Source organism: Thiobacillus sp. (genome assembly GCF_030696885.1).
Taxonomy (GTDB): domain Bacteria; phylum Pseudomonadota; class Gammaproteobacteria; order Burkholderiales; family Thiobacillaceae; genus Thiobacillus.
The window spans coordinates 40979-59459 of sequence record NZ_JAUYRI010000009.1 but is presented as its reverse complement, the minus strand read 5'-3'; the positions used below and the strand labels follow the sequence as shown (position 1 = coordinate 59459).

At 63.7% G+C, this 18481-nt stretch carries 18 protein-coding genes; 7 read left to right on the top strand and 11 right to left on the bottom strand.

Annotated elements, in window-relative coordinates:
- The first annotated feature begins 14 nt into the window (after positions 1–14).
- From cls to Q8R61_RS04010, 4 genes are all read left to right on the top strand, one after another.
- The gene (cls, locus tag Q8R61_RS04025) at positions 15–1274 is read left to right on the top strand and encodes a cardiolipin synthase (protein ID WP_305534466.1); all 1260 of its coding nucleotides are present in this window, start codon (positions 15–17) and stop codon (positions 1272–1274) included.
- Positions 1275–1514: 240 nt separating this feature from the next.
- A complete protein-coding gene (locus tag Q8R61_RS04020) occupies positions 1515–2000 on the top strand; it encodes a hypothetical protein (protein ID WP_305534464.1) in 486 nt (161 codons plus the stop codon).
- Positions 2001–2228: 228 nt separating this feature from the next.
- Positions 2229–3332 carry a mechanosensitive ion channel family protein gene (locus Q8R61_RS04015; RefSeq protein WP_305534462.1) on the top strand — a complete coding sequence of 368 codons (1104 nt, stop codon included), beginning with the start codon at positions 2229–2231 and terminating at the stop codon, positions 3330–3332.
- A gap of 205 nt (positions 3333–3537) precedes the next feature.
- Positions 3538–4479 (top strand): hypothetical protein, encoded by a 942-nt coding sequence (locus Q8R61_RS04010; RefSeq protein WP_305534460.1) that lies wholly within the window; start codon positions 3538–3540, stop codon positions 4477–4479.
- 191 nt (positions 4480–4670) lie between these two features.
- Here Q8R61_RS04010 and ppx read toward each other — a convergent pair whose 3' ends face one another.
- The 4 genes from ppx to Q8R61_RS03990 are packed head-to-tail and all read right to left on the bottom strand — an operon-like array spanning position 4671 to position 8826.
- Positions 4671–6140 carry an exopolyphosphatase gene (gene ppx / locus Q8R61_RS04005; protein ID WP_305534458.1) on the bottom strand — a complete coding sequence of 490 codons (1470 nt, stop codon included), beginning with the start codon at positions 6138–6140 and terminating at the stop codon, positions 4671–4673.
- Entirely contained in the window at positions 6137–7375 is a 1239-nt protein-coding gene (locus Q8R61_RS04000; RefSeq protein WP_305534456.1) for a nucleoside recognition domain-containing protein, read from the bottom strand. Before Q8R61_RS04000 ends, ppx begins: the two co-directional genes overlap by 4 nt.
- A 9-nt stretch (positions 7376–7384) precedes the next feature.
- Positions 7385–8299, bottom strand: a complete 915-nt coding sequence (locus Q8R61_RS03995) for a CobD/CbiB family protein (RefSeq protein ID WP_305534454.1) — start codon at positions 8297–8299, stop codon at positions 7385–7387.
- Positions 8299–8826, bottom strand: a complete 528-nt coding sequence (locus Q8R61_RS03990; RefSeq protein WP_305534452.1) for a hypothetical protein — start codon at positions 8824–8826, stop codon at positions 8299–8301. The genes Q8R61_RS03995 and Q8R61_RS03990 overlap by 1 nt, the downstream gene beginning before the upstream one ends.
- A 146-nt stretch (positions 8827–8972) precedes the next feature.
- Between Q8R61_RS03990 and Q8R61_RS03985 the strand changes: the two genes are divergently transcribed.
- Positions 8973–9935, top strand: coding sequence for an MBL fold metallo-hydrolase (locus tag Q8R61_RS03985; protein WP_305534450.1), 963 nt, complete (start codon positions 8973–8975; stop codon positions 9933–9935).
- 75 nt (positions 9936–10010) lie between these two features.
- Positions 10011–11615, top strand: a complete 1605-nt coding sequence (locus Q8R61_RS03980; RefSeq protein WP_305534448.1) for a diguanylate cyclase — start codon at positions 10011–10013, stop codon at positions 11613–11615.
- Between the two features lie 6 nt (positions 11616–11621).
- Here Q8R61_RS03980 and Q8R61_RS03975 read toward each other — a convergent pair whose 3' ends face one another.
- The 5 genes from Q8R61_RS03975 to Q8R61_RS03955 form a co-directional block, all read right to left on the bottom strand.
- Positions 11622–12371, bottom strand: a complete 750-nt coding sequence (locus Q8R61_RS03975) for a sulfite exporter TauE/SafE family protein (RefSeq protein WP_305534446.1) — start codon at positions 12369–12371, stop codon at positions 11622–11624.
- A gap of 2 nt (positions 12372–12373) precedes the next feature.
- Positions 12374–12688, bottom strand: a complete 315-nt coding sequence (locus Q8R61_RS03970) for a DUF190 domain-containing protein (protein WP_305534444.1) — start codon at positions 12686–12688, stop codon at positions 12374–12376.
- The gene (gene crcB / locus Q8R61_RS03965; RefSeq protein WP_305534442.1) at positions 12685–13059 is read right to left on the bottom strand and encodes a fluoride efflux transporter CrcB; all 375 of its coding nucleotides are present in this window, start codon (positions 13057–13059) and stop codon (positions 12685–12687) included. Before crcB ends, Q8R61_RS03970 begins: the two co-directional genes overlap by 4 nt.
- A gap of 87 nt (positions 13060–13146) precedes the next feature.
- Positions 13147–14670 carry a thioredoxin family protein gene (locus Q8R61_RS03960; RefSeq protein WP_305534440.1) on the bottom strand — a complete coding sequence of 508 codons (1524 nt, stop codon included), beginning with the start codon at positions 14668–14670 and terminating at the stop codon, positions 13147–13149.
- A 76-nt stretch (positions 14671–14746) separates the two neighbouring features.
- Positions 14747–15205, bottom strand: coding sequence for a DUF302 domain-containing protein (locus Q8R61_RS03955; protein ID WP_305534438.1), 459 nt, complete (start codon positions 15203–15205; stop codon positions 14747–14749).
- A 79-nt stretch (positions 15206–15284) separates the two neighbouring features.
- On the opposite strand from Q8R61_RS03955, the gene Q8R61_RS03950 reads away from it, so the two are divergent.
- Positions 15285–15620: a winged helix-turn-helix domain-containing protein gene (locus tag Q8R61_RS03950; protein ID WP_305534437.1), complete on the top strand. Its 336-nt coding sequence runs from the start codon at positions 15285–15287 to the stop codon at positions 15618–15620.
- Here the strand turns inward: Q8R61_RS03950 and Q8R61_RS03945 are convergent.
- Both Q8R61_RS03945 and Q8R61_RS03940 read right to left on the bottom strand, forming a co-directional pair.
- Positions 15617–17506, bottom strand: coding sequence for a U32 family peptidase (locus Q8R61_RS03945; RefSeq protein ID WP_305534709.1), 1890 nt, complete (start codon positions 17504–17506; stop codon positions 15617–15619). The genes Q8R61_RS03950 and Q8R61_RS03945 overlap by 4 nt on opposite strands.
- A 92-nt stretch (positions 17507–17598) precedes the next feature.
- Positions 17599–18201: a YceI family protein gene (locus Q8R61_RS03940; RefSeq protein ID WP_305534435.1), complete on the bottom strand. Its 603-nt coding sequence runs from the start codon at positions 18199–18201 to the stop codon at positions 17599–17601.
- Between the last annotated feature and the right edge of the window lie 280 nt (positions 18202–18481).

The following is an 18481-nucleotide window of genomic DNA, read 5'->3' as shown; positions in this document are numbered from 1 at the left end:
TAAAAAGCCGAAAAATGTTCGTTTTCTGGATCGTCGTCGCTTCGATTCTCGCCACCATCCTCGCGCTGAATTTCATCCCCGGCGAAAAAAAGGTCCAGACCCGGATCAGCGAACTGTATGCGGTACAGGAACCCCAGTTTCTGCGCACGATGAGCCACCTGCTCGGCCCTCCACTGGTGGCGGGCAACCATGTGCAGGAACTGATCAACGGCGACGAGATTTTTCCGCCGATGCTGGCGGCCATTCGCGCAGCCCAAAAAACCATCACGTTTGAAACCTATATTTACTGGTCGGGCGACATCGGCCGGGAATTTGCCGAGGCGCTCGCCGAACGCGCACAGGCCGGCGTCAAGGTCCATGTGCTGGTCGACTGGGTCGGCAGTGTGAAGATGGATGAAGAACTATTGAAGCTGATGGAGGACGCCGGAGTCGAGCTCCACAAATACCATCCGCTGCACTGGTACCACCTGGCCCGGATGAACAACCGCACCCACCGCAAGCTGCTGGTGATCGACGGCACGGTGGGCTTCACCGGCGGCGTCGGCATCGCCGACAACTGGCTGGGCGATGCGCAGGATGCCGATCACTGGCGCGATTCCCATTTCCGGATCGAAGGGCCGGCAGTGGCGCACATGCAGGCGGCGTTCCTTGATAACTGGATGAAGACCAGCGGTGAGGTGCTGCACGGCGAAGACTATTTCCCGCCGCTGCAGCCAGTCGGCGAGCACCACGCGCAAGTGTTCAAGAGTTCGTCGGGCGAGGGCAGCGAAAGCGTGCGCCTGATGTATCTGCTGTCGATCGCCTCGGCGCGCAAGACGATCTATATCGCCAATGCCTATTTCGTCCCCGACGACCTGTCGGTCGAAACCCTCGTGCGCGCGCTGAAGCGCGGCGTGAAAGTCAAAATCATTTTGCCTGGCAAGCGCATCGACTCGGAACCGGTGCGGCGCGCCTCGCGCGCACGCTGGGGCGATCTGCTCGAGGCCGGCGCCGAAATCTACGAATATCAGCCGACCATGTTTCACTGCAAGGTGATGGTTGTCGATGATGTGTGGGTGTCGGTCGGCTCGACCAACTTCGATTCACGCTCGTTCCGGCTCAATGACGAAGCCAACCTCAATATCTACGACCACGCATTCGCACAGCGCCAGATCGATATCATCGAGGGCGACCTGAAAAAATCACGGCAGATTACCTACGCCGAATGGCGCAACCGTCCCTGGAGTGAAAAGCTGCTCGAGCACACCATGGCCTTGCTGCGGTCGCAGATGTAAGGCTCGTCCTCCGAGCCCGGCCGCTCAGGCCGGTGCGTCCAGATAAGCCCTCCGGCCGCCCGCCCGTCCGGATCGCTTGCAGCACTGCAACCTGGCTGGGCGCAACGCGTCAGGTACATTTGTACTATTTTTTTCTAGTACATATATTAAAGATTCGCTTGTTCTGGTCGATATAGATCGATATAGAACAGCCCGCTCGGGACCACATACCCGCCGGCCATAAGATAAGGAGGCAAACCCATGCGCAGCATGAACGTTCCGCAGCCCCAGCCGCACATCCGCACGACGATCGCCAGAACGCCGGGGCGAAAACCGGCACCCGGTGCGCCTGAAAACTGGGCTGCAGCGGCGGTGAACGATGCCCTGGCCGCACTGACCCGTACCGCTGCCAGTCCCTGTTTTGCGCATCCCGCCGCGCTGACCCAGGACGCGATTACCGACTATGCCCTGACGCTGATCCGCTTGCGCGAGTGTGCTTGCGCAGCCGGCTTCGAGCGGCTGACCAATGCATGCGATGCCCTCGCGGTCACGGTATCCCGGCTGATCGACGACCGACGCTGTGCCTGCCTCGAAAAATGCGCGGCGCTGACTCGTTTTGCCGTGCACGCGCAGGCCATGATTCCGGCCATGGCGAGCAGCACGAGGCCGCACTTCCTGTCGATCCCGGAAAGCCCGGTCACACCGAATGGAACCCAGATCGGGCGTCGCGCGCGCGTCCTGAAATAGACGCGCGGCACCCGCGCGTTTCCGCGTTGCAAGCCTGCCCGCCCCGGCGCAATTGGCTGTTTCCTCCCGGAGACATCGATGCGCGCTGTCTTGTTACTGTGGCACGGGCAGCCTGTTCCTGGATGCGCCGGATCGTCGGCTACTGAAACACGGCGTCAAATCGGCGCCCAGCGGCTTTGCGCTTAGAATCGGGGCACACCGCCCCCGAATTTCTGTCCGCATTCACCCATGAAAGAACTCGCGCAACATCTAGGCCTGCCCTCGCTGGCCCATCCCTGGATCCCCGAAGTGATGGCGATCATCGCCGCCGTCATCGCGCTGAATATTGGCGCCTACTACCTGCTGCGCCATATCGAAAAACTGGCCTCGCGCACTGCGGCGGTCTGGGACGACGCGCTTTTCAAGGCGATGCGCAAGCCGCTCACCTTCATCCTGTGGGTGGCTGGCACGGCCTATGCCCTCACGATCATCTACCAGCACCGCGGCGTGGAACTGCCCACCTACGTCGATCCGGTGCGCGACACGCTGATCATCCTCGCGTTCGCCTGGTTCCTGCTGCGGCTGATACGCAACGCCTCGCACGGCCTGCTGGCGCGCACCGAAGCCGTCGGCCAGGGCATCGACTTCACCACGGTGGATGCGCTGTCCAAGCTGGGGCGGGTCATCGTCCTGGTGCTGGCTTTCCTCGTGATTGTCCAGAACCTGGGGTTCAGCATCGCCGGCGTGCTCGCCTTCGGCGGCATCGGCGGCATCGCGGTGGGCTTTGCCGCCAAGGACATGCTGGCCAACTTCTTCGGCGGCCTGACCATTTACCTGGATCGACCGTTCGTGGTGGGCGAATGGATCCGTTCGCCCGACAAGGAGATCGAGGGCACAGTCGAATACATCGGCTGGCGCCACACCCGCGTGCGCGCCTTCAACAAGAATCCGATCTATGTGCCGAATGCGCTGTTCACCACCATCGTGGTGGAAAACCCCACCCGCATGACCAACCGGCGCATCCGGGAAACCATCGGCATCCGCTACGCCGACCTCGACAAACTGCCCGTCATCGTCGAGGACGTGAAGACCATGCTGCAGGCGCATCCCGAGATCGATGCCGACGCCACGCTGATCGTCAATTTCAACGAATTCGGGGTCTCCTCGCTGAATTTCTTCATCTACACCTTTACCCGCACCGTGCAATGGGTGCACTACCACGAAGTCAAGCAGGACGTGCTGCTGAAAATCGCCGACATCATCCGTGGCCACGGTGCCGAGATCGCCTTCCCAACGCAGACGCTGCATATCGACTCGATCCCCGACGCGCCCGCGGCGGCGCCTGAAGCGTAAGTCGCACAGACCGCCCTGCGTGCGCCCTTCGGCGGACCGCGGCATTTTGACGTGTGGTCCTGGGCATGGGGCCACGTCAAATGACTGCGGCGCGCGCCAAAACCGGGCCAAATCAGCGGAAAAGCTCGCCTGCATGCGGTTTTGCCATTAACTATTCGGCGCACGGGCCGATATCACCTGTAAGTGCCTATCCCGTGAGAACCGTTTGAACACGTCGCCCCAGCCCGAAACGCGCCCATCCTCCCGAACACCGGACGGTGCGCAGACCACGGAAGAATCCGTGGCGGCCCATGCCAAGCGCGCCCTGATGACCCGGGTGCGTGTCAGGGTTGCGGCTGTGCTCGACGCGAAAATTGCACGGCTGCAGCGACTGCGCACCAAAGTCTGCGGCGCGCCGGCCGAGGCGCAGGATGACGACCGTGCCGGCGCACGGCGTGACCGGACGCGGGATCGCGAGGAGCCGGCCGCAGCGGCGGCCGAAGCACCACCCAAGCCCAAGCGCCGCCTGCGAGCAGCCCTGGTCTACCTCAGCCTGGTGTTGATGGGCGGTCTCGCGGGCGGTGCGCTCGCCTATACCCAGTTCCAGAAACAACTCGGTGCCTTGCTTCAGGAAAGCCAGCGCCTGGATACAGCGCTTGCGGAAAAAAGCCGGCCCAGCGCCGAAATCGTGAAGGCGTTCGAGGCCGAACAGGCCCGCCGCGTCGAGACGGAAAAAAAGCTCGCCGCCGCTTTCATCGAATACACGACGTCCACCGCCGAATCCTATGCCCTGCTCGAAAGCCTGGTCGGACAGCAAGTTGCCGAAGGCCGGCGCCTGGAATCGTCACTGACGGAGAACGCCCAATCGCATGCCGAAGCCCGCAAGGCACTGGACGAAGCACAGGCCGCACGCATCGAAGCCGAGGAAAAGCTGGCGGCCACGCTGGTCGAGCACGTCGGTCCCGCCAGCACCCAAAGACAGGTGGGCATGGCGGAGGAAAAACAGGTGGCCGCACGCCAGGTCGAGGCGGCCGCGCCCAGTGCGCCAAAAGACGGACCCGCCGCAAGCCGCCGCAGCGACGGCAGCGCCCCCAAGCCGCGCAACTGCACGCTCGATACGCGCAACGTCGACGCATTGAAGGACTGCATCAGCACCTACAACAAGTAGGCTTCAGCCCGGCACGCTAGTGTCGCGAATCAGAAATATCGAAACATAAAACGGTGTCTTTTTCCGCCATCTTATTCCATATGGCGGCGTTACGCGTCGTTGCCATAGACCGGGCTATGTCGCCTCCTCGCGCCTTGCCCTGCGAAAAAATCCATCCGTTTTATTTGTCCCGCTATTTCTGATTCGCGACACTAGCCGAAGCTGTACTTCACCCCCACCGCATGCCAATACACAGCCTCCTCCTCCAGCGCCCGCTGGGTGAGCGGGTGGCTTTCGAGCCAGCCTTCGGGCAGCGTCAGGCGAAAACGCTTGGTACCGATTTCCGTCTTCATCTCGGGCAGTTTGGGCTCGGCACGGTTGCGGCAGAAAATGACGGCCTGCCGTAGCAGCCACACCAGGCGGCGGTCGGGGTCCGCCACCCCATCAAAGCTCGACAGCTTGGTCAGCGCGCCGCGCTGGGCGCGCGCCAGCAGCGCCAGACGCGCCTGCTCGGTGCGCGAGAAGCCGGGCATGTCGGCGTTTTCCAGGATGTAGCCGGAGTGGCGATGGTAGCCGCCGTGCGACACCATGAGCCCGATTTCATGCAGCCGCGCGGCCCAGTCGAGAAAGCGTTCGTCGTGCTCGTCGCCGCCGCCGGCCGCGGCCAGTAGCGTCAGCGCGACACGTTTGACGCGCACGGCCTGCTGGCTGTCGATATGGTAGCGGCGCATGAATTCATCCACCGTCGCCTCGCGCATGTCTTCCCGATGGAAACGGCCGAGCAGATCGTAGAGGATGCCCTCCCGCATCGCGGTTTCGGCAACGTCCATCTGCTCGATGCCGAGCTCGGCGAACAGGCCGGCCATGATGGCGAAACCGCCGGCGATGACCGGGCGGCGGTCGCGCGCAAGGCCGGCAAGCTCCAGTGCATCAATGTGTCCGGCCTTGATCATCTGGCTGCGCAGCTGGGCCAGGCCGTCGGCAGTGATGCCGCGCGCCGACCAGCCGTTCTGTTCGAGGATTTCGCGCAATGCCCGCGCGGTGCCGCTGGAACCCACCGCCTGCTGCCAGTTGGCTTTGGAAAACGCGCGCGCGACGGCTTCGACTTCGACCCGCGCGCTCATCTCGGCGGCCTTCAGCGCGGCCTTGTCGATGACGCCGTCGGCGAAGAAGCGTTTGGAAAAATTGACGCAGCCCATGTGCAGGCTTTCGCGTTCGTGCGGCTTCAGGCCATGGCCGATGATGCATTCGGTCGAGCCGCCGCCGATGTCGACCACCAACCGGCGGTCGGGCGAGGCCGGCAACGAATGTGCAACGCCGAGATAGATCAGCCGCGCCTCTTCGCGCCCGGCGACGATCTCGATCGGGTGGCCGAGCGCGGCCTCGGCCTTGCGCAGGAAGGCATCGGCATTGCGGGCAATACGCAGCGCCGAGGTACCGACGCAGCGGATCGCCTCGGGAGACAGACCGCGCAGGCGTTCGCCGAAACGCTGCAGGCAGGCCAGCGCGCGCTCCTGCGTGTCGTCGTCGAGTTTCTTGTCGTCGTCCAATCCACCGGCCAGGCGCACGGTTTCCTTCAGCGAATCGAGCGGATACAGCTGGTCGCCCGCCACCCTCGCAACCTCGAGGCGAAAGGAGTTGGAGCCCAGGTCAACGGCGGCGAGTGTGTCGTACGTCTTCATGCGATTGCACCAAAAAACAGATAGGCCATGCCGATGGCTGCCAAAATGCCGGCGACGTCGGCGATCAGTCCGCAGGCGACGGCGTGACGCACGCGCTTGATGCCGACCGCGCCAAAATACACCGCCAGCACGTAGAAAGTCGTCTCGGTGCTGCCCTGCACGATCGACGCCAGCCGTCCGGCGAACGAGTCCGCGCCGTGCGTCTGCATGGTGTCGATCATCATGGCACGCGCGCCGCTTCCGGAAAACGGTTTCATCAGTGCGGTCGGCAGGCCGTCGATCCAGCGCGCGTCGAAACCCAGCCCCAGCACCGCGCTGCGCGCCGCACCCATCAGCAGCTCAAGCGCGCCGCTGGCGCGGAACACCGCGATCGCCACCAGCATCGCGACAAGATACGGAATGATGGTGACGGCCGTGTGAAAGCCGTCCTTCGCCCCTTCGATGAAGGCCTCGTAGGCATTCACCCGCCGCCGCACCGCCATCAGCAGAAAGGTGGCGACGATGCCGAACAGCAGCACGTTGCTGAGTATCGACGACTGCCGCGTCATCTCGGCGGCATCGAGGCTGCCGAAATACACCACCATGCCGCCGACCAGCAGCGTGGCGCCGCCGAGATAGGCCAGCGTGACGCGGTTCCACAGGTGCAGCTTCTGGAAAAATCCGGTGACGAACAGGCCGACCAGGGTGCCGATATAGGTGGTGATCAGCAGCGGTATGAACACGTCGGTCGGGTCGGCCGCGCCGAGCTGCGCGCGGTAGGTGAAAATGGTGACCGGCAGCAGCGTGACCGACGCGGTGTTGATGACCAGAAAGAGGATTTGCGCGTCGCTCGCGGTGTCCTTCGAAGGATTGAGCGTCTGCAGTTCCTGCATCGCCTTGATGCCAAGCGGGGTCGCGGCGTTATCGAGCCCCAGCATGTTGGCGCCCATGTTCATGGTCATCGCGCCGAGCGCGGGATGGTTGGGCGGCACGTCTGGAAACAGGCGGCGGAACAGCGGCGCCAGGCCGCGGGTGAGGATGTCCAGCATGCCGGCGCGCTCACCGATTTTCATCACCCCCAGCCACAGCGCCATCACGCCGGTAAGGCCGAGCGCGATTTCAAATGCGGTCTTGCTGCTGTCGAACAGCGCCCTGACCAACGCGGCGAAAATGTCGGCATCGCCGAGGACCAGCAGCTTGAAGGACGCGATCAGGAAGGCGACAAGGATGAAGCCGATCCACAGCGCGTTGAGCATGAAGAAAAATCAGATCCAGCCGGCGACAACGATCAGCAGTCCGGCCGCGAGCCAGATCACCAGGCCACGCCAGATCATGCTGACGGCGCTATCGATGCAATCGTGATCCGGTGCCTGGCCGGTGCCGAGGTCGGGACGCCATACCGTCTCGTCGCCGACGCTGACGCTTTGCCCCAGCTTGACGCCCATGGCGCCGGCACCGGCGGCAATCACCACGCCCTCTTCCGTTTCCGGCCAGGCATCCGCCTGGGTGCGCCAGCAGAAGGTCGCGTCTTCGAAGTTGCCGGCAATGGCGTAGGTCAGCGCCGTCAGCCGCGCCGGCACCCAGTTGATGACATGAAACGCCCGCTGCGCAAACGCACCGAAACGACCACGACTGACCGTCCAGCGGCGCGACAGGATCGACGCGGCACGAAACAGCACGGCGCCGACCGGACCGAGCGACGCCAGCAGCACAAACCAGAACAGCACGCCGAACATCTGCCGGTGGCTTGCCGCCATCACCTGCTCGATGGTGACGCGCGTCAGGTCGTCGACGCTGAACTGTTGCGTATCGCCGCCGCGCCAGGCCGCCAGTTTTTCGCGCGCGGCGTCGAGCTCGCCGGCGCGCAGCTGGCGCGCAATCTGCTCGGCGGAGTCGCTGAAATACTTGAAGCCGAGGGTGAAATACAGCACCGCCACATTCCATATCCAGCCCAGCACCGGGCTGATGCCCTCGAGCAGGGCAAACACTCCCCACACGACGGCCAGCAGCGGCAGCATGGCCAGCGCCCAGGCGATGGCGCCGTGGCTGTATTCGCCGGCATTGAAGCGGCGTTCGAGGAACTGGGTGAAGCGGGAATAGTGCTGGTAATGCGGCAGCGGCTGCCGCAGCGGACGCAGGTGCTCGAGGGCCACTGCGGTCAGAACGGAAAAGAAAGCCATCAGCGATTCATCTCCAGGGTAAAGGTGCCGACCCGGCCAATTTTCCCTGATGGCCGATAACGCTCCATCGTCGGCATGACGATGTCCTGTCCGCGCGTTTGCAGATTGTCGGACAAGGCCTGGTAGGCCCGGGACGGCGCCAGCAGAACCGCTGCATTCACTTCGACGGCGTACACCGGGCGACGTTCGATACGCCCTTCCTTGAGGCCATCCGGAAGCGGGGCGTCCTCCGCCAGCATGTAGCCCAGCTGCGCACGCACGCTGCCGTTGGCAGCACGCGGATCCGTGAGGATCACGCTGAAGGTGTCGCCCGCCGTCACTTTGGCCGCATTGAATTCATCCAGCGCCTTGCGCTGCGTCTTGCGGGCGTTGTTGATCGGTCCCTCGTATTCGAGGTAGGCGTAACGGTAGGGTCCGGCTTCGGTTTCGCTCACGCTGACAGCATTGAAGCCGCCCCACCACCAGTACACCGCCAGCAGCGGAAGGATGAACGCCAGCACGAACGCCGGCCACTGTTTCTTGAGCACGCATGACCCCCTTCTTCCAGCGGCGAAGATACCACAGCCGGGCGTCGGCCTCGACGGTGCCGTGCGGCGGATGCGCTCGATACAGCGGCGGTTCCGGGCCCTGCATGCCGAACGGTTATAATTGCGGGTGATTCTGGAGCCGCCTTGTGACTTTACGCCTGTTGTTCACGCTACTGCTGCTGTCGTTGCTGCCCGTCGCCCACGCGTCTGCGTCCGCCCGGATCAATGAGGCGACCGTGCCGATGGAAGCGGTGCGGCTGGGCACGCACAGCTATTTCGTGCAGGGCCAGCCGGGCGCGGCCAGCAGCGAGAACCAAGGGTTCATGTCGAACGCGGGCTTTGTCCTCACGCGCGACAGCGTGGTGGTGTTCGACACGCTGGCCTCGCCGCCGCTGGCCGAAAAACTGGTCGGCCTGATCCGCAAGATCACCTCGAAGCCGATCAAGCTCGTGATCGTCAGCCATTACCATGCCGACCATTTCTACGGCCTGCAGGTTTTCAAGGCGCTGGGCGCCGAAATCTGGGCGCACCAGGCGACCGAAGGCGCCACTCGCACCGAGGGGGCGGCCGAGCGTCTGGTTCAGCGCAAGGAAGCGCTCTTTCCCTGGGTGGATGAGGACACGCAGCTGCTAGAGGCCGATCGCTTTATTGCAGGCGACCTCGATTTCGAGATGGGCGGCGTGCGCTTCGCCCTGCGTGATGTGGGGCCTGCACACTCCAGCGAGGATCTCGCACTGATGGTCAAGCCGGACGGCGTGCTGTTTGCCGGCGACCTGGTATTCCGCGGACGCGTGCCTTTCGTCGGCGACGCCGACGGCCAGGCCTGGATTGCCGCGCTCGACAAGCTGATCGCGCTCAACCCCAAGGTGCTGGTGCCGGGCCACGGCGCGCACTCGCGGACGCCGCGTGCCGACCTTGTCTTCACCCGTGACTATCTGAAGTTTTTGCGCGACCAGATGGGCCCGCCTGCGCGCAATCTGGTTCCCTTCGAGGAAGCCTACGAAAAAGTGGACTGGTCGAAATACCGCAACATGCCGGCATTCAACGAAGCCAACCGGCTGAATGCCTACAACCAGTATCTGCGGCTGGAACTCGAAGGCGGAAACTGAATGGAACGCTCTGCCATGATGATGCTCGACTGTACATTTTCCTGACACGCTAAAAGTCCCCCGCCCACACACACCATGCTGTGCTCCCCGGAAGAACTCCTGCAAAAGAACCAGGCGCTGTCGAATGCCTGGGAGCGCTATCGGGCCACACCGACTTTCGAGAGCTTTGTCGAACTGGCGGTTTCGATCAACAGCTTTACCGAGTTTCTGATCGACAAGGGCATCACCGCCCTGCACCACGCCAGCCATCAGCTGGAACAGGTGACGCTGACGCTGTTCAACAAGGATGTCGGACACCCGCTGCCGCAGGATGCGCTGAACGATCTGAACGAGCGCGTCCTGGCGCTGTCACGCATGGCAGAGACCCACGCCGCAGTCACGGCCGGTATGGCCGACCGGCGCCAGAACCTGGACCACATCACCACCGGGGCCCTGCAGTCGGGCCAGGCCTGGCTGATCGGACACGACCCTTCGGCCTGGGCTGATTTGAAGGCGCAGCTCGGCTATTTCGGCATGCAGGCGTCGTTTGCCACCTGGGGCGAAACCCTGCCGGACACCGCGGGTGTCGCCCCCCTGCTGCTGCTCGACCTGCGCAGCCTGCCCGAGGCCGAATGGTGCGGCCGCATCCAGGCGCTGCGGCAGCGCTTCGCGATGGGGCAATTGATCAGCCTGTGCATGCCCTCCGACTTCGAACGGCTGCAACAGGCGCTGCGCGGCGGATGCGACAGCTGCCTGCTCGAAGGCATGCCCACGCACGCCATCGTCGAACACATCCTGGAGCTCAACGAGCGGCACGAACAGGAGGCCTTCCGCGTGCTGATCGTGGAAGACTCGAAGACGGCCAGCCATCTTATTCACCGCACCCTGCAGGAAAATCAGATCGTTTCCGAAATCGTCAACGACCCGCGCCAGACCCTGAATGCGCTCAAGCATTTCAACCCGGACCTGATCCTGATGGACATGTACATGCCGAACTGCACCGGCGTGGAGGCTGCGCGCATCATCCGCCAGCACGACGAATTCCTCAGCACGCCGATTGTCTACCTGTCCGGCGAAACCAACGTGGCGCTGCAGGTGGATGCGATGCGGCTGGGCGGCGACCATTTCCTCACCAAGCCTTTCAACCCGGTGTTCCTCAACGCGATCGTCAAGAGCAAGATCGAGCGCTACCGGGCCCTGCGCCGCACCATGTACAACGACAGCCTGACCGGCCTGCTCAACCATTCCAGCGGCAAGAACACGCTCGACATGCTGCTTTCCCACGTTGCGCACGAAGGCGGTTTTCTGTCGGTGGTGATGATGGACATCGATCACTTCAAGCAAGTGAACGACAGCTATGGCCACCCGGTGGGCGACCAGGTCATCCGTAGCCTGTCGTGGCTGCTTAAGCAGCGGCTGCGAAAACAGGATGTGATCTGCCGCTACGGCGGCGAGGAATTCCTGATCGCCCTGCCGCACACCGATGCCGAGCAGGCCTTCGTCATCATGGATCGCATCCGCCAGGATTTTTCACAGATTCGTCACCCGCACAGCGGCGGCCATTTTTCCGCCACCGTCAGCGGCGGCATCGCCACCTACCCGCTTTATCAGAACAGCGATTCGCTGATCAAGGCCGCCGACGAGGCGCTCTATCTGGCCAAGCGCACCAGCCGCAACTGCATCCACGCCGACGAGTTCTGAACCGGATCAACCCGCAATCAGCTTGATGCCGATCAGGATGGTCACGATTTCAAACGCCCGCTTGACCCACAGATTGCCCTTCTTGATCGCCAGGTGGCTGCCCAGATAGCCGCCGATGATCGAGCCGGCCAGCAGCGCCGGCATCCAGTCCCACGCCACCGTGCCGATCACGCCCAGCACCAGCGCGCCGGTGCCGTTCCACACCAGCCCGCACAGGATCAGCGTATAGGCCACCGCACGGGTGTAGTCGAGGCCGAACCAGCGGATCAGCCACAGCGTCAGAAAGAGGCCCGTGCCGCTGGCGATCGAGCCGTTGAGAAAGCCGACCACGAACAGCCCCGCCATGCCGCCGGCCAGTCCCCAACCCTGTCGGTTGAGCGGAGCATGCTCCATGCCGAGTCGGGGCTTGAACACCGAATACAGCCCGAGGCCCAGCGTCAGCACACCCAGCGCCAGCGTAGCGACGCGCTCGGGAATCTGCAGGATAGTCACCGCCCCCAGCACCACGCCCGGCAGACCGGCGCCCAGGATGATCAGTGAAAAGCGGCGTTCGAGATGCGATTCCTTCAGGTGCCTGAGTGTCGCGCCCAGCCCGAGCGCGACGCTGGCGACCTTGTGGGTGGCGAGCGCCACCGCAAACGGCAGCCCGAGAAAAATCAGGATGGGCAACTGGATCAGTCCGGCGCCGCCGCCGGACAGCGCCGAAAAAAAATTCGCCGCCAGCGCGGCGACGAACAGGATCAGCTGCTCGAGCACGCCTAGCGGGCCGTGACGCCGATGTCCGCCGGCAGTTTTGCGTAGACCAGTTTCAGATCGGCGTCGGCAATGACCTGCAGCAGCCGGTCGGCCATTTCCACCTCGACGAAAAACTCCACCACCACCGGCAGCTCGCCCGCCAGTTCGAAGAATCCCGCGTCATGCCGCCCGTGACGGCCAAAGCCCGCAATCGCGCGAAACACCGAGCCGCCGCTGACGCCGAGCGTCTGCGCGGCATCGAGCAGCCATTCGTAGCTCAGCTTGCCGTGATGGCGGCTGGCTTCGGACACAAACACCTGCAGACAGACCGCGTTCATTTGAAAAGCCTCATCGAATAAAAGCCCAGCCCGGTGGCGAGAAACGAACCCGTCATGTGCGCGGCGGCAATCAGGCCGCCGGAAAGCCACAGACCGCGCATCAGCGCAGTGACGACTTCGGCGGAGAAGGTGGAAAAGGTGGTCAGCCCGCCCAAGAGGCCGGTGATCAGGAACAGCCGCGCTTCCGGCGGCACTCCCGGATGCTCGGCAAACCAGGCGATGACGAGGCCGACGAAATAGCCGCCGACCAGATTGGCGGCCAGCGTGCCGAGCGGCAGCGAGGGAAACAGCGGGTTGAGCCAGAGTCCCAGTCCCCAGCGCAGCCAGGCGCCGATGGCGGCGCCCACGCCAATGGCAAGGAAGGCAGTCATGGTGGGCAGCAGGCGGCGGATGTCATGCGCAGATTCTAGCCGAGGGCCGCGCGATGTGCGCAGCCACGCAGCACCCGCCCCGCCGTTTCAATCGGGACGCACACGCCCACTGTCGAGGCCCATTTGCCATGCCCACAGTCCGACGACCGGTTCATCCGGTGGCGTCTCCACCTCGATGCGCAGCTGCCTCAGCGCCCATCCGCGCGCGCCGGCCGGAAGCTTCGGATACAGCGCCGTCTGGCCGGCGGTGCGGGCAATCAGGCCGGCCAGTTCGTTGTCGAGCGGGAATGCGGACGCGTCGCGCATGCGCGCTTCAAGCCAGCGCCCGGCCATGCCGGCAACGGCGGCGAGTCGATCGCGGCGCGTGCGGTCCGGCCGCACCCGCTCGATCTCGGCGCCTGCCGCGAGCACCCAGAACCAGCTGTGCGGCTGGTCCGGCGCGGACCGCTGCCCGTCGCGCCAGAAGTGATACAGGCGGCCGTCGTGCCACAGTTCGCGCAGCAGGAAATCCATGGTCTGTGCGGCGTAATCGACCGCTTCCCGTTCGCCGCTGAAATGCGCCAGACACAGCAGCGCCCACACCGCCTGCGCGTTGGTGTCGGCACGCTTGGCGCGATCGACCGGCGGCGCATGCCGACGCGCGCGCTCGGCGGGCGCGAGCGCGTAGTACGCGTTGTCCGCCTGTTGCGCCTGGAAGAATCCTCCGTCCCGCCTGTCCCACAGCACCTCGCGCAGGTAGCGCCAGGCCAGCAGGGCACGCTGCCGCGCCTGCGGATCGTGCACCCCGACCTGCGCCTGCCAGGCGGCCATCCAGGCATTGAGCTCGAGCAGCTTGGAGGTTTCGAGATACTCGTCGCGCGTCGGATCGATGAAATTGAAAAAGCCGCCGTCAACCGGGTCCCACAGCCGATCGCGATCCGCCCGCGCCGCGTGCCGGACCCGTTCGCGCCAGCGGCCCTGCTCCAGCAGATCGATCCACGCCAGCACGGCAGTGCGCCGGAAGGTCACGCCGCTGTCGAACTGGCCGAACAGCGTTTCGCGCGCAGGGTCGTAAAGGGACTCCAGGTGCTGCAGATAGGCGGCACGAAACGCCGCGTAGCCGCGGCGATCGATCGTCTTCACCTGATGCAGGATTTCAGCGGGTGCTGGCACTCCCGCGGCGGGCGGCTGCGCGGACTGCACCACGCTGCCCAGCAGACTCACCAGATCGCGCGTCGGCATCACGCCGACAAAATGCTTGAGCACGCGGCCGTCCGGTGCCAGCACCAAGGTAAACGGCAGACCCTTGGCGCCAAAGCGGCGCATCAGATCCGGACGGGCGTCGGAATCCACCGCGATGCGGATGAAACCGCGCGCCAGTGCCGTGCGTACTGCGGGTTGGTCGAGGCTGTCGCGCTTGTACTGCTGGCACCAGCTGCACCATTGAGCATCGAAGTAAACGAAGGCGGGTGTGCGGGTCGCGCGCGCCCGCTGCAAACCCGTATCGAATTCGGTGATCCAGCCCTCGCGTTCCCACGCTTCACGCGCGAAGGCCGCCGCATCGGACGCACCGAGCAGCAGCGAAAGCAGGCCTAACAGGACGGCCAGGGGTGTGGAACGGGATCGCTTCATCGATTCACCCGTCATGCCTTCAATCCCTCCGGAGTGAATTGCGGGGGCGCCGGGTTCAGCGACGAGCCGACCAGACCTACATCGCGTCCTTGATGATGTCGCCGAGCAGCTTTTCCAGCTCGTCCAGCGACTTCTTCAGCGCGGCATTGCGAGTGGCGGCCGGCTTGCGATAGGACAGGTAGACGTTTTTGTCGCCCGGCACCTTGTAGACCACGATGCTGTACGGACACATGACGATCGAATGCGGATCGGCTTCCATCATGTGGCGCGATACGGTGGCGCTACAGAATTCGAACTGCTCTGCGTTCTCGTACACCACTTTGGTTTCGCCGATGTCCTTGCCGGTGCGGTTCAGCATGTCGGCAATGTGGTTGGTGTTGGTAATCTTCAGGCCCTTGCCCTCGATCGCCATCTGCAGGTTGTCCCGCACGTCCTGGTAGGCGCCCTGGGACTTGAAGGTCACGGCATATTTCTCGCCGGCCAGTGCGGCAAAGGGCAGACACAGCAGCGCGCATGCGGCAATGAATTTTTTCATGTCGGTCATCCGGAATGGCAAAGCCTGATTTTCAACCGCTCGCCGTCAAACGGCAATGGGCTTTTGCTACACTCGCCGCATGGTCAAACCTCACAAGACAGCGCAACTCAAGGCAGACGGCCGTTTCTGGCTGACGCTCGACGGCAGGAATTTTCTCGGCCGCGGCCGCGTGGAACTGCTGCACCGCATCCGCGAAACCGGCTCCATTTCGAAAGCCGCCAAGGCGATGAAAATGAGCTACAAGGCCGCATGGGATGCGGTGGATGCGATGAATACCGCCTGGCAGTCGCCGCTGGTGGAAAGCGGGCCCTCCGGCAGCCGCCTGACCGACGATGCGGAACGCCTGATCGCGGCGTTTCACAAGGCCGAGACCAAGCACACCGCCTTCATGGAAAAACTCGCCGACAGTCTTTAAGGACGCGACTTGTAGAAGTTCAGCGGCGCGCTGGCCTTGACGACCGCCGGTTTCAGTTTCCCCATCACATGCATCTCGCAGGGCTTGCAGTCGAAGCGCAGGGTCAGCTTTTCGCTGCCGTTGATCAGCGTCAGCGGCGCCGCACGCACGGTGCCCTGCACGCCGGTGACGCCCTTGGCCTGCTTGGGGCACAGGCTCAACGAAAACCTCACGCAGTGCTTGGTGATCATCAGCGAGACTTCGCCGGTTTCCTCGTGGCTTTCGTAGGCGGCGGCGATCACCTGCACGCCGTGCTTCGCGTAGAAGTCGCGCGCCTTGTGGTTGTAGACGTTGGCGAGATAACTCAGCGTGTCCTCGGGGTAGATCGCCGGCGGCTCGGCCGGTTGCGCGCGCGGTGGGCGCAGGTACGCGGCGGTACGCACGGCTTCCAGCGCGGCGACGGCATCGCGGCGTAGCGCATTGAGGAAGGACGCCGGCACAAACCAGGGCTGGGTCAGCTCCAGCGCAATGCCCATCGCCGCAAACGGCGTGGTGCCGAGCTTGCCCAGATGCTCGCGCAGCGTGGCCTCGGCCTTGGCGGCGTCTTTCGCCGCTTCCTTCGCGTGCGCGGCTTCTGCGGTCGCCGTGTTGCCGTCCTCGTCGGTCAGCGTCAGTGCGAACCCCCCGGCGGTTTCGTCCAGCCGCAGCCACACGCCGATGCGGCGTTCGCTCGACGCCTTGTCGAGCAGACGGGTCCAGTTCATGTCGCGGTTGCGGTTCACCAGCGTACCGGCGCGCAGGTCGCGAAAACTTGCCATCGGGTCCTTCGGGAACACGCGCCAGATGCCCTCGCCCACCTTCTCGGCGCGGTTAATCGCGAGGCCGGCCAGGTCCTTCTGCAGGGTGTAGTAGCAGAGGCCATCGCCGTTGTTCAGCATGATGTCAGGCGAGTCAGTCTGCAGCTCGACCCATTTGTCGCCGACCTTGCTGACGTAGCCGACCTGCAGACCGGGGTTCTTCGGCGTGTCGAAGGCGCCGATGTCGTCCTTGCGTCCGCCGACAAAATAGTCGGTGAATTCGCGGTTGAAGTTCTGGTTGGGGTCGGGGGTGAAGGCAAATGTGGTGCGGCCACTGGAGGCGCGCGCGAACTCGGGGCGGCGCTCGATGAGTTCGTCGAGCAGCGTGCGGTAATGGGCGGTGATGTTCTTCACATAGCCCATGTCCTTGTAGCGCCCCTCGATCTTGAAGCTGCGGATGCCGGCGTCGATCAGCGCCTCGATGTTGTCGCTCTGGTTGTTGTCCTTCATCGACAGCACATGCTTGTCGTGCGCGACGATGCGGCCTTCCATGTCAGTGACCTGGTACGGCAGGCGGCAGGCCTGCGAGCAGTCGCCCCTGTTGGCGCTGCGCCCGGTGTGGGCGTGGCTGATGTAGCACTGACCGCTGTAGGCGACGCACAGCGCGCCGTGGACAAAGAATTCCAGGGTCGTTTCTGGCCGCGTGGCGGCACGGATCGCGGCGATCTGCTCAAGGTCGAGCTCGCGCGCGAGCACGATCTGGTTCAGGCCCACGTCCTGCAGGAACACGGCCTTTTCCGGCGTGCGGATGTCGGTCTGGGTGCTCGCATGCAGCTGGATCGGCGGCAGGTCGAGTTCCAGCAGACCCATGTCCTGGATGATCAGCGCGTCGACGCCTGCATCGTACAGCTGCCAAATCTGCTGGCGTGCCGGTTCCAGTTCGTCGTCGGTGAGGATGGTGTTGAGGGTAACAAACACGCGCGCGTTGAAGCGGCGTGCGTGCTGGACCAGTCGCGCAATATCGGCGATGTCGTTGGAGGCGGCCGCGCGCGCGCCGAACGACGGCCCGCCGATGTACACCGCATCGGCGCCGTGGTTGACAGCTTCCATGCCGATATCGGCGTCGCGCGCGGGCGCGAGCAGTTCAAGTTGATGGGGTTGCAAGATGGCGTTCCGACCAGCAAAACGCCATTTTAGTCCTTTTACCGGCCTGGATCGCGGCTTGCCACCTGCAGGACAGGCTGCGGCTTGACCGCCTTGATTGCCAGATTCAGCGTGATGTCGTTGCTGACCAGGAACGCGTGCTTGCCCATATTGAAATCCGAACGCCTGATCGTGACGGTTGCCTGGGCGCCGCAGGACTCCAGCTTGAAGCTGGGATCCTGCATGCACTGGAAGTTGCTGACGGCAAGCGTCACCGGACGGGTCACGCCCTTGATCGTCAAGTTGCCCGACATGCTCGGTTGCTCGCCATCCAGCGTCATTCGGGTGGACTTGAAAATGATTGCCGGATGATTGGCGGTGTCGAAGAAATCCGCGGCCTGGATATGCTCGTCCAACAGGGAATTGCCGGTGTTCACCGAGGTCGCATCGATCATCACATCGGCCGAACCGGTCCTGGCGGCATGATCGAACACCACTTTGCCGCTGATCTTTTCGAAGCGGTGCGTCTGGTTCGACAGCCCCAGCGCGCGATAGCTGAACAGGGACGAGGTCTGGCTGTTATCGATGACATAGGTTTCAGGCGCAGCCTGGGCGGCGGCGGCAAAGGCAACAAGCGCGGTCAACGTGGCAAGACGTTTCATCTGAGCTCCTTGTGTGAATGAACACCCGGATACTTCTCTCTGGCGGCGATGCCGCCATGCCACTCCTGGGATGTCGCTACTTCAAGGAGCAGTGCAGATTTCCTGCAACTGCCATGCCACGCCGTTCAACTCAGGCGCAAACACGCAATATTTAAATAAAACAATGGGTTGTGTGTTTACGAGGGTCCTGGTTTTTTCCGGAAACAGGCGCAAATCGATGTAAATCCAACACGCTGCGTCGAACGGGGCGACCTTTCGGCAAGCCCCGACCAGGCCATGC

What these genes read in the sequence shown, in the direction of transcription:
- Q8R61_RS03960 (WP_305534440.1), bottom strand. Translation starts at nt 14,670, where the DNA reads ATGAAGCGATCCCGTTCCACACCCCTGGCCGTCCTGTTAGGCCTGCTT.
- Q8R61_RS03950 (WP_305534437.1), top strand. Translation starts at nt 15,285, where the DNA reads ATGGTCAAACCTCACAAGACAGCGCAACTCAAGGCAGACGGCCGTTTC.
- Q8R61_RS04015 (WP_305534462.1), top strand. Translation starts at nt 2,229, where the DNA reads ATGAAAGAACTCGCGCAACATCTAGGCCTGCCCTCGCTGGCCCATCCC.
- crcB (WP_305534442.1), bottom strand. Translation starts at nt 13,059, where the DNA reads ATGACTGCCTTCCTTGCCATTGGCGTGGGCGCCGCCATCGGCGCCTGG.
- ppx (WP_305534458.1), bottom strand. Translation starts at nt 6,140, where the DNA reads ATGAAGACGTACGACACACTCGCCGCCGTTGACCTGGGCTCCAACTCC.
- Q8R61_RS04020 (WP_305534464.1), top strand. Translation starts at nt 1,515, where the DNA reads ATGCGCAGCATGAACGTTCCGCAGCCCCAGCCGCACATCCGCACGACG.
- Q8R61_RS03955 (WP_305534438.1), bottom strand. Translation starts at nt 15,205, where the DNA reads ATGAAAAAATTCATTGCCGCATGCGCGCTGCTGTGTCTGCCCTTTGCC.
- Q8R61_RS03940 (WP_305534435.1), bottom strand. Translation starts at nt 18,201, where the DNA reads ATGAAACGTCTTGCCACGTTGACCGCGCTTGTTGCCTTTGCCGCCGCC.
- Q8R61_RS03970 (WP_305534444.1), bottom strand. Translation starts at nt 12,688, where the DNA reads ATGAACGCGGTCTGTCTGCAGGTGTTTGTGTCCGAAGCCAGCCGCCAT.
- Q8R61_RS03995 (WP_305534454.1), bottom strand. Translation starts at nt 8,299, where the DNA reads ATGGCTTTCTTTTCCGTTCTGACCGCAGTGGCCCTCGAGCACCTGCGT.
- Q8R61_RS04000 (WP_305534456.1), bottom strand. Translation starts at nt 7,375, where the DNA reads ATGCTCAACGCGCTGTGGATCGGCTTCATCCTTGTCGCCTTCCTGATC.
- Q8R61_RS03980 (WP_305534448.1), top strand. Translation starts at nt 10,011, where the DNA reads ATGCTGTGCTCCCCGGAAGAACTCCTGCAAAAGAACCAGGCGCTGTCG.
- Q8R61_RS03945 (WP_305534709.1), bottom strand. Translation starts at nt 17,506, where the DNA reads ATGGAAGCTGTCAACCACGGCGCCGATGCGGTGTACATCGGCGGGCCG.
- cls (WP_305534466.1), top strand. Translation starts at nt 15, where the DNA reads ATGTTCGTTTTCTGGATCGTCGTCGCTTCGATTCTCGCCACCATCCTC.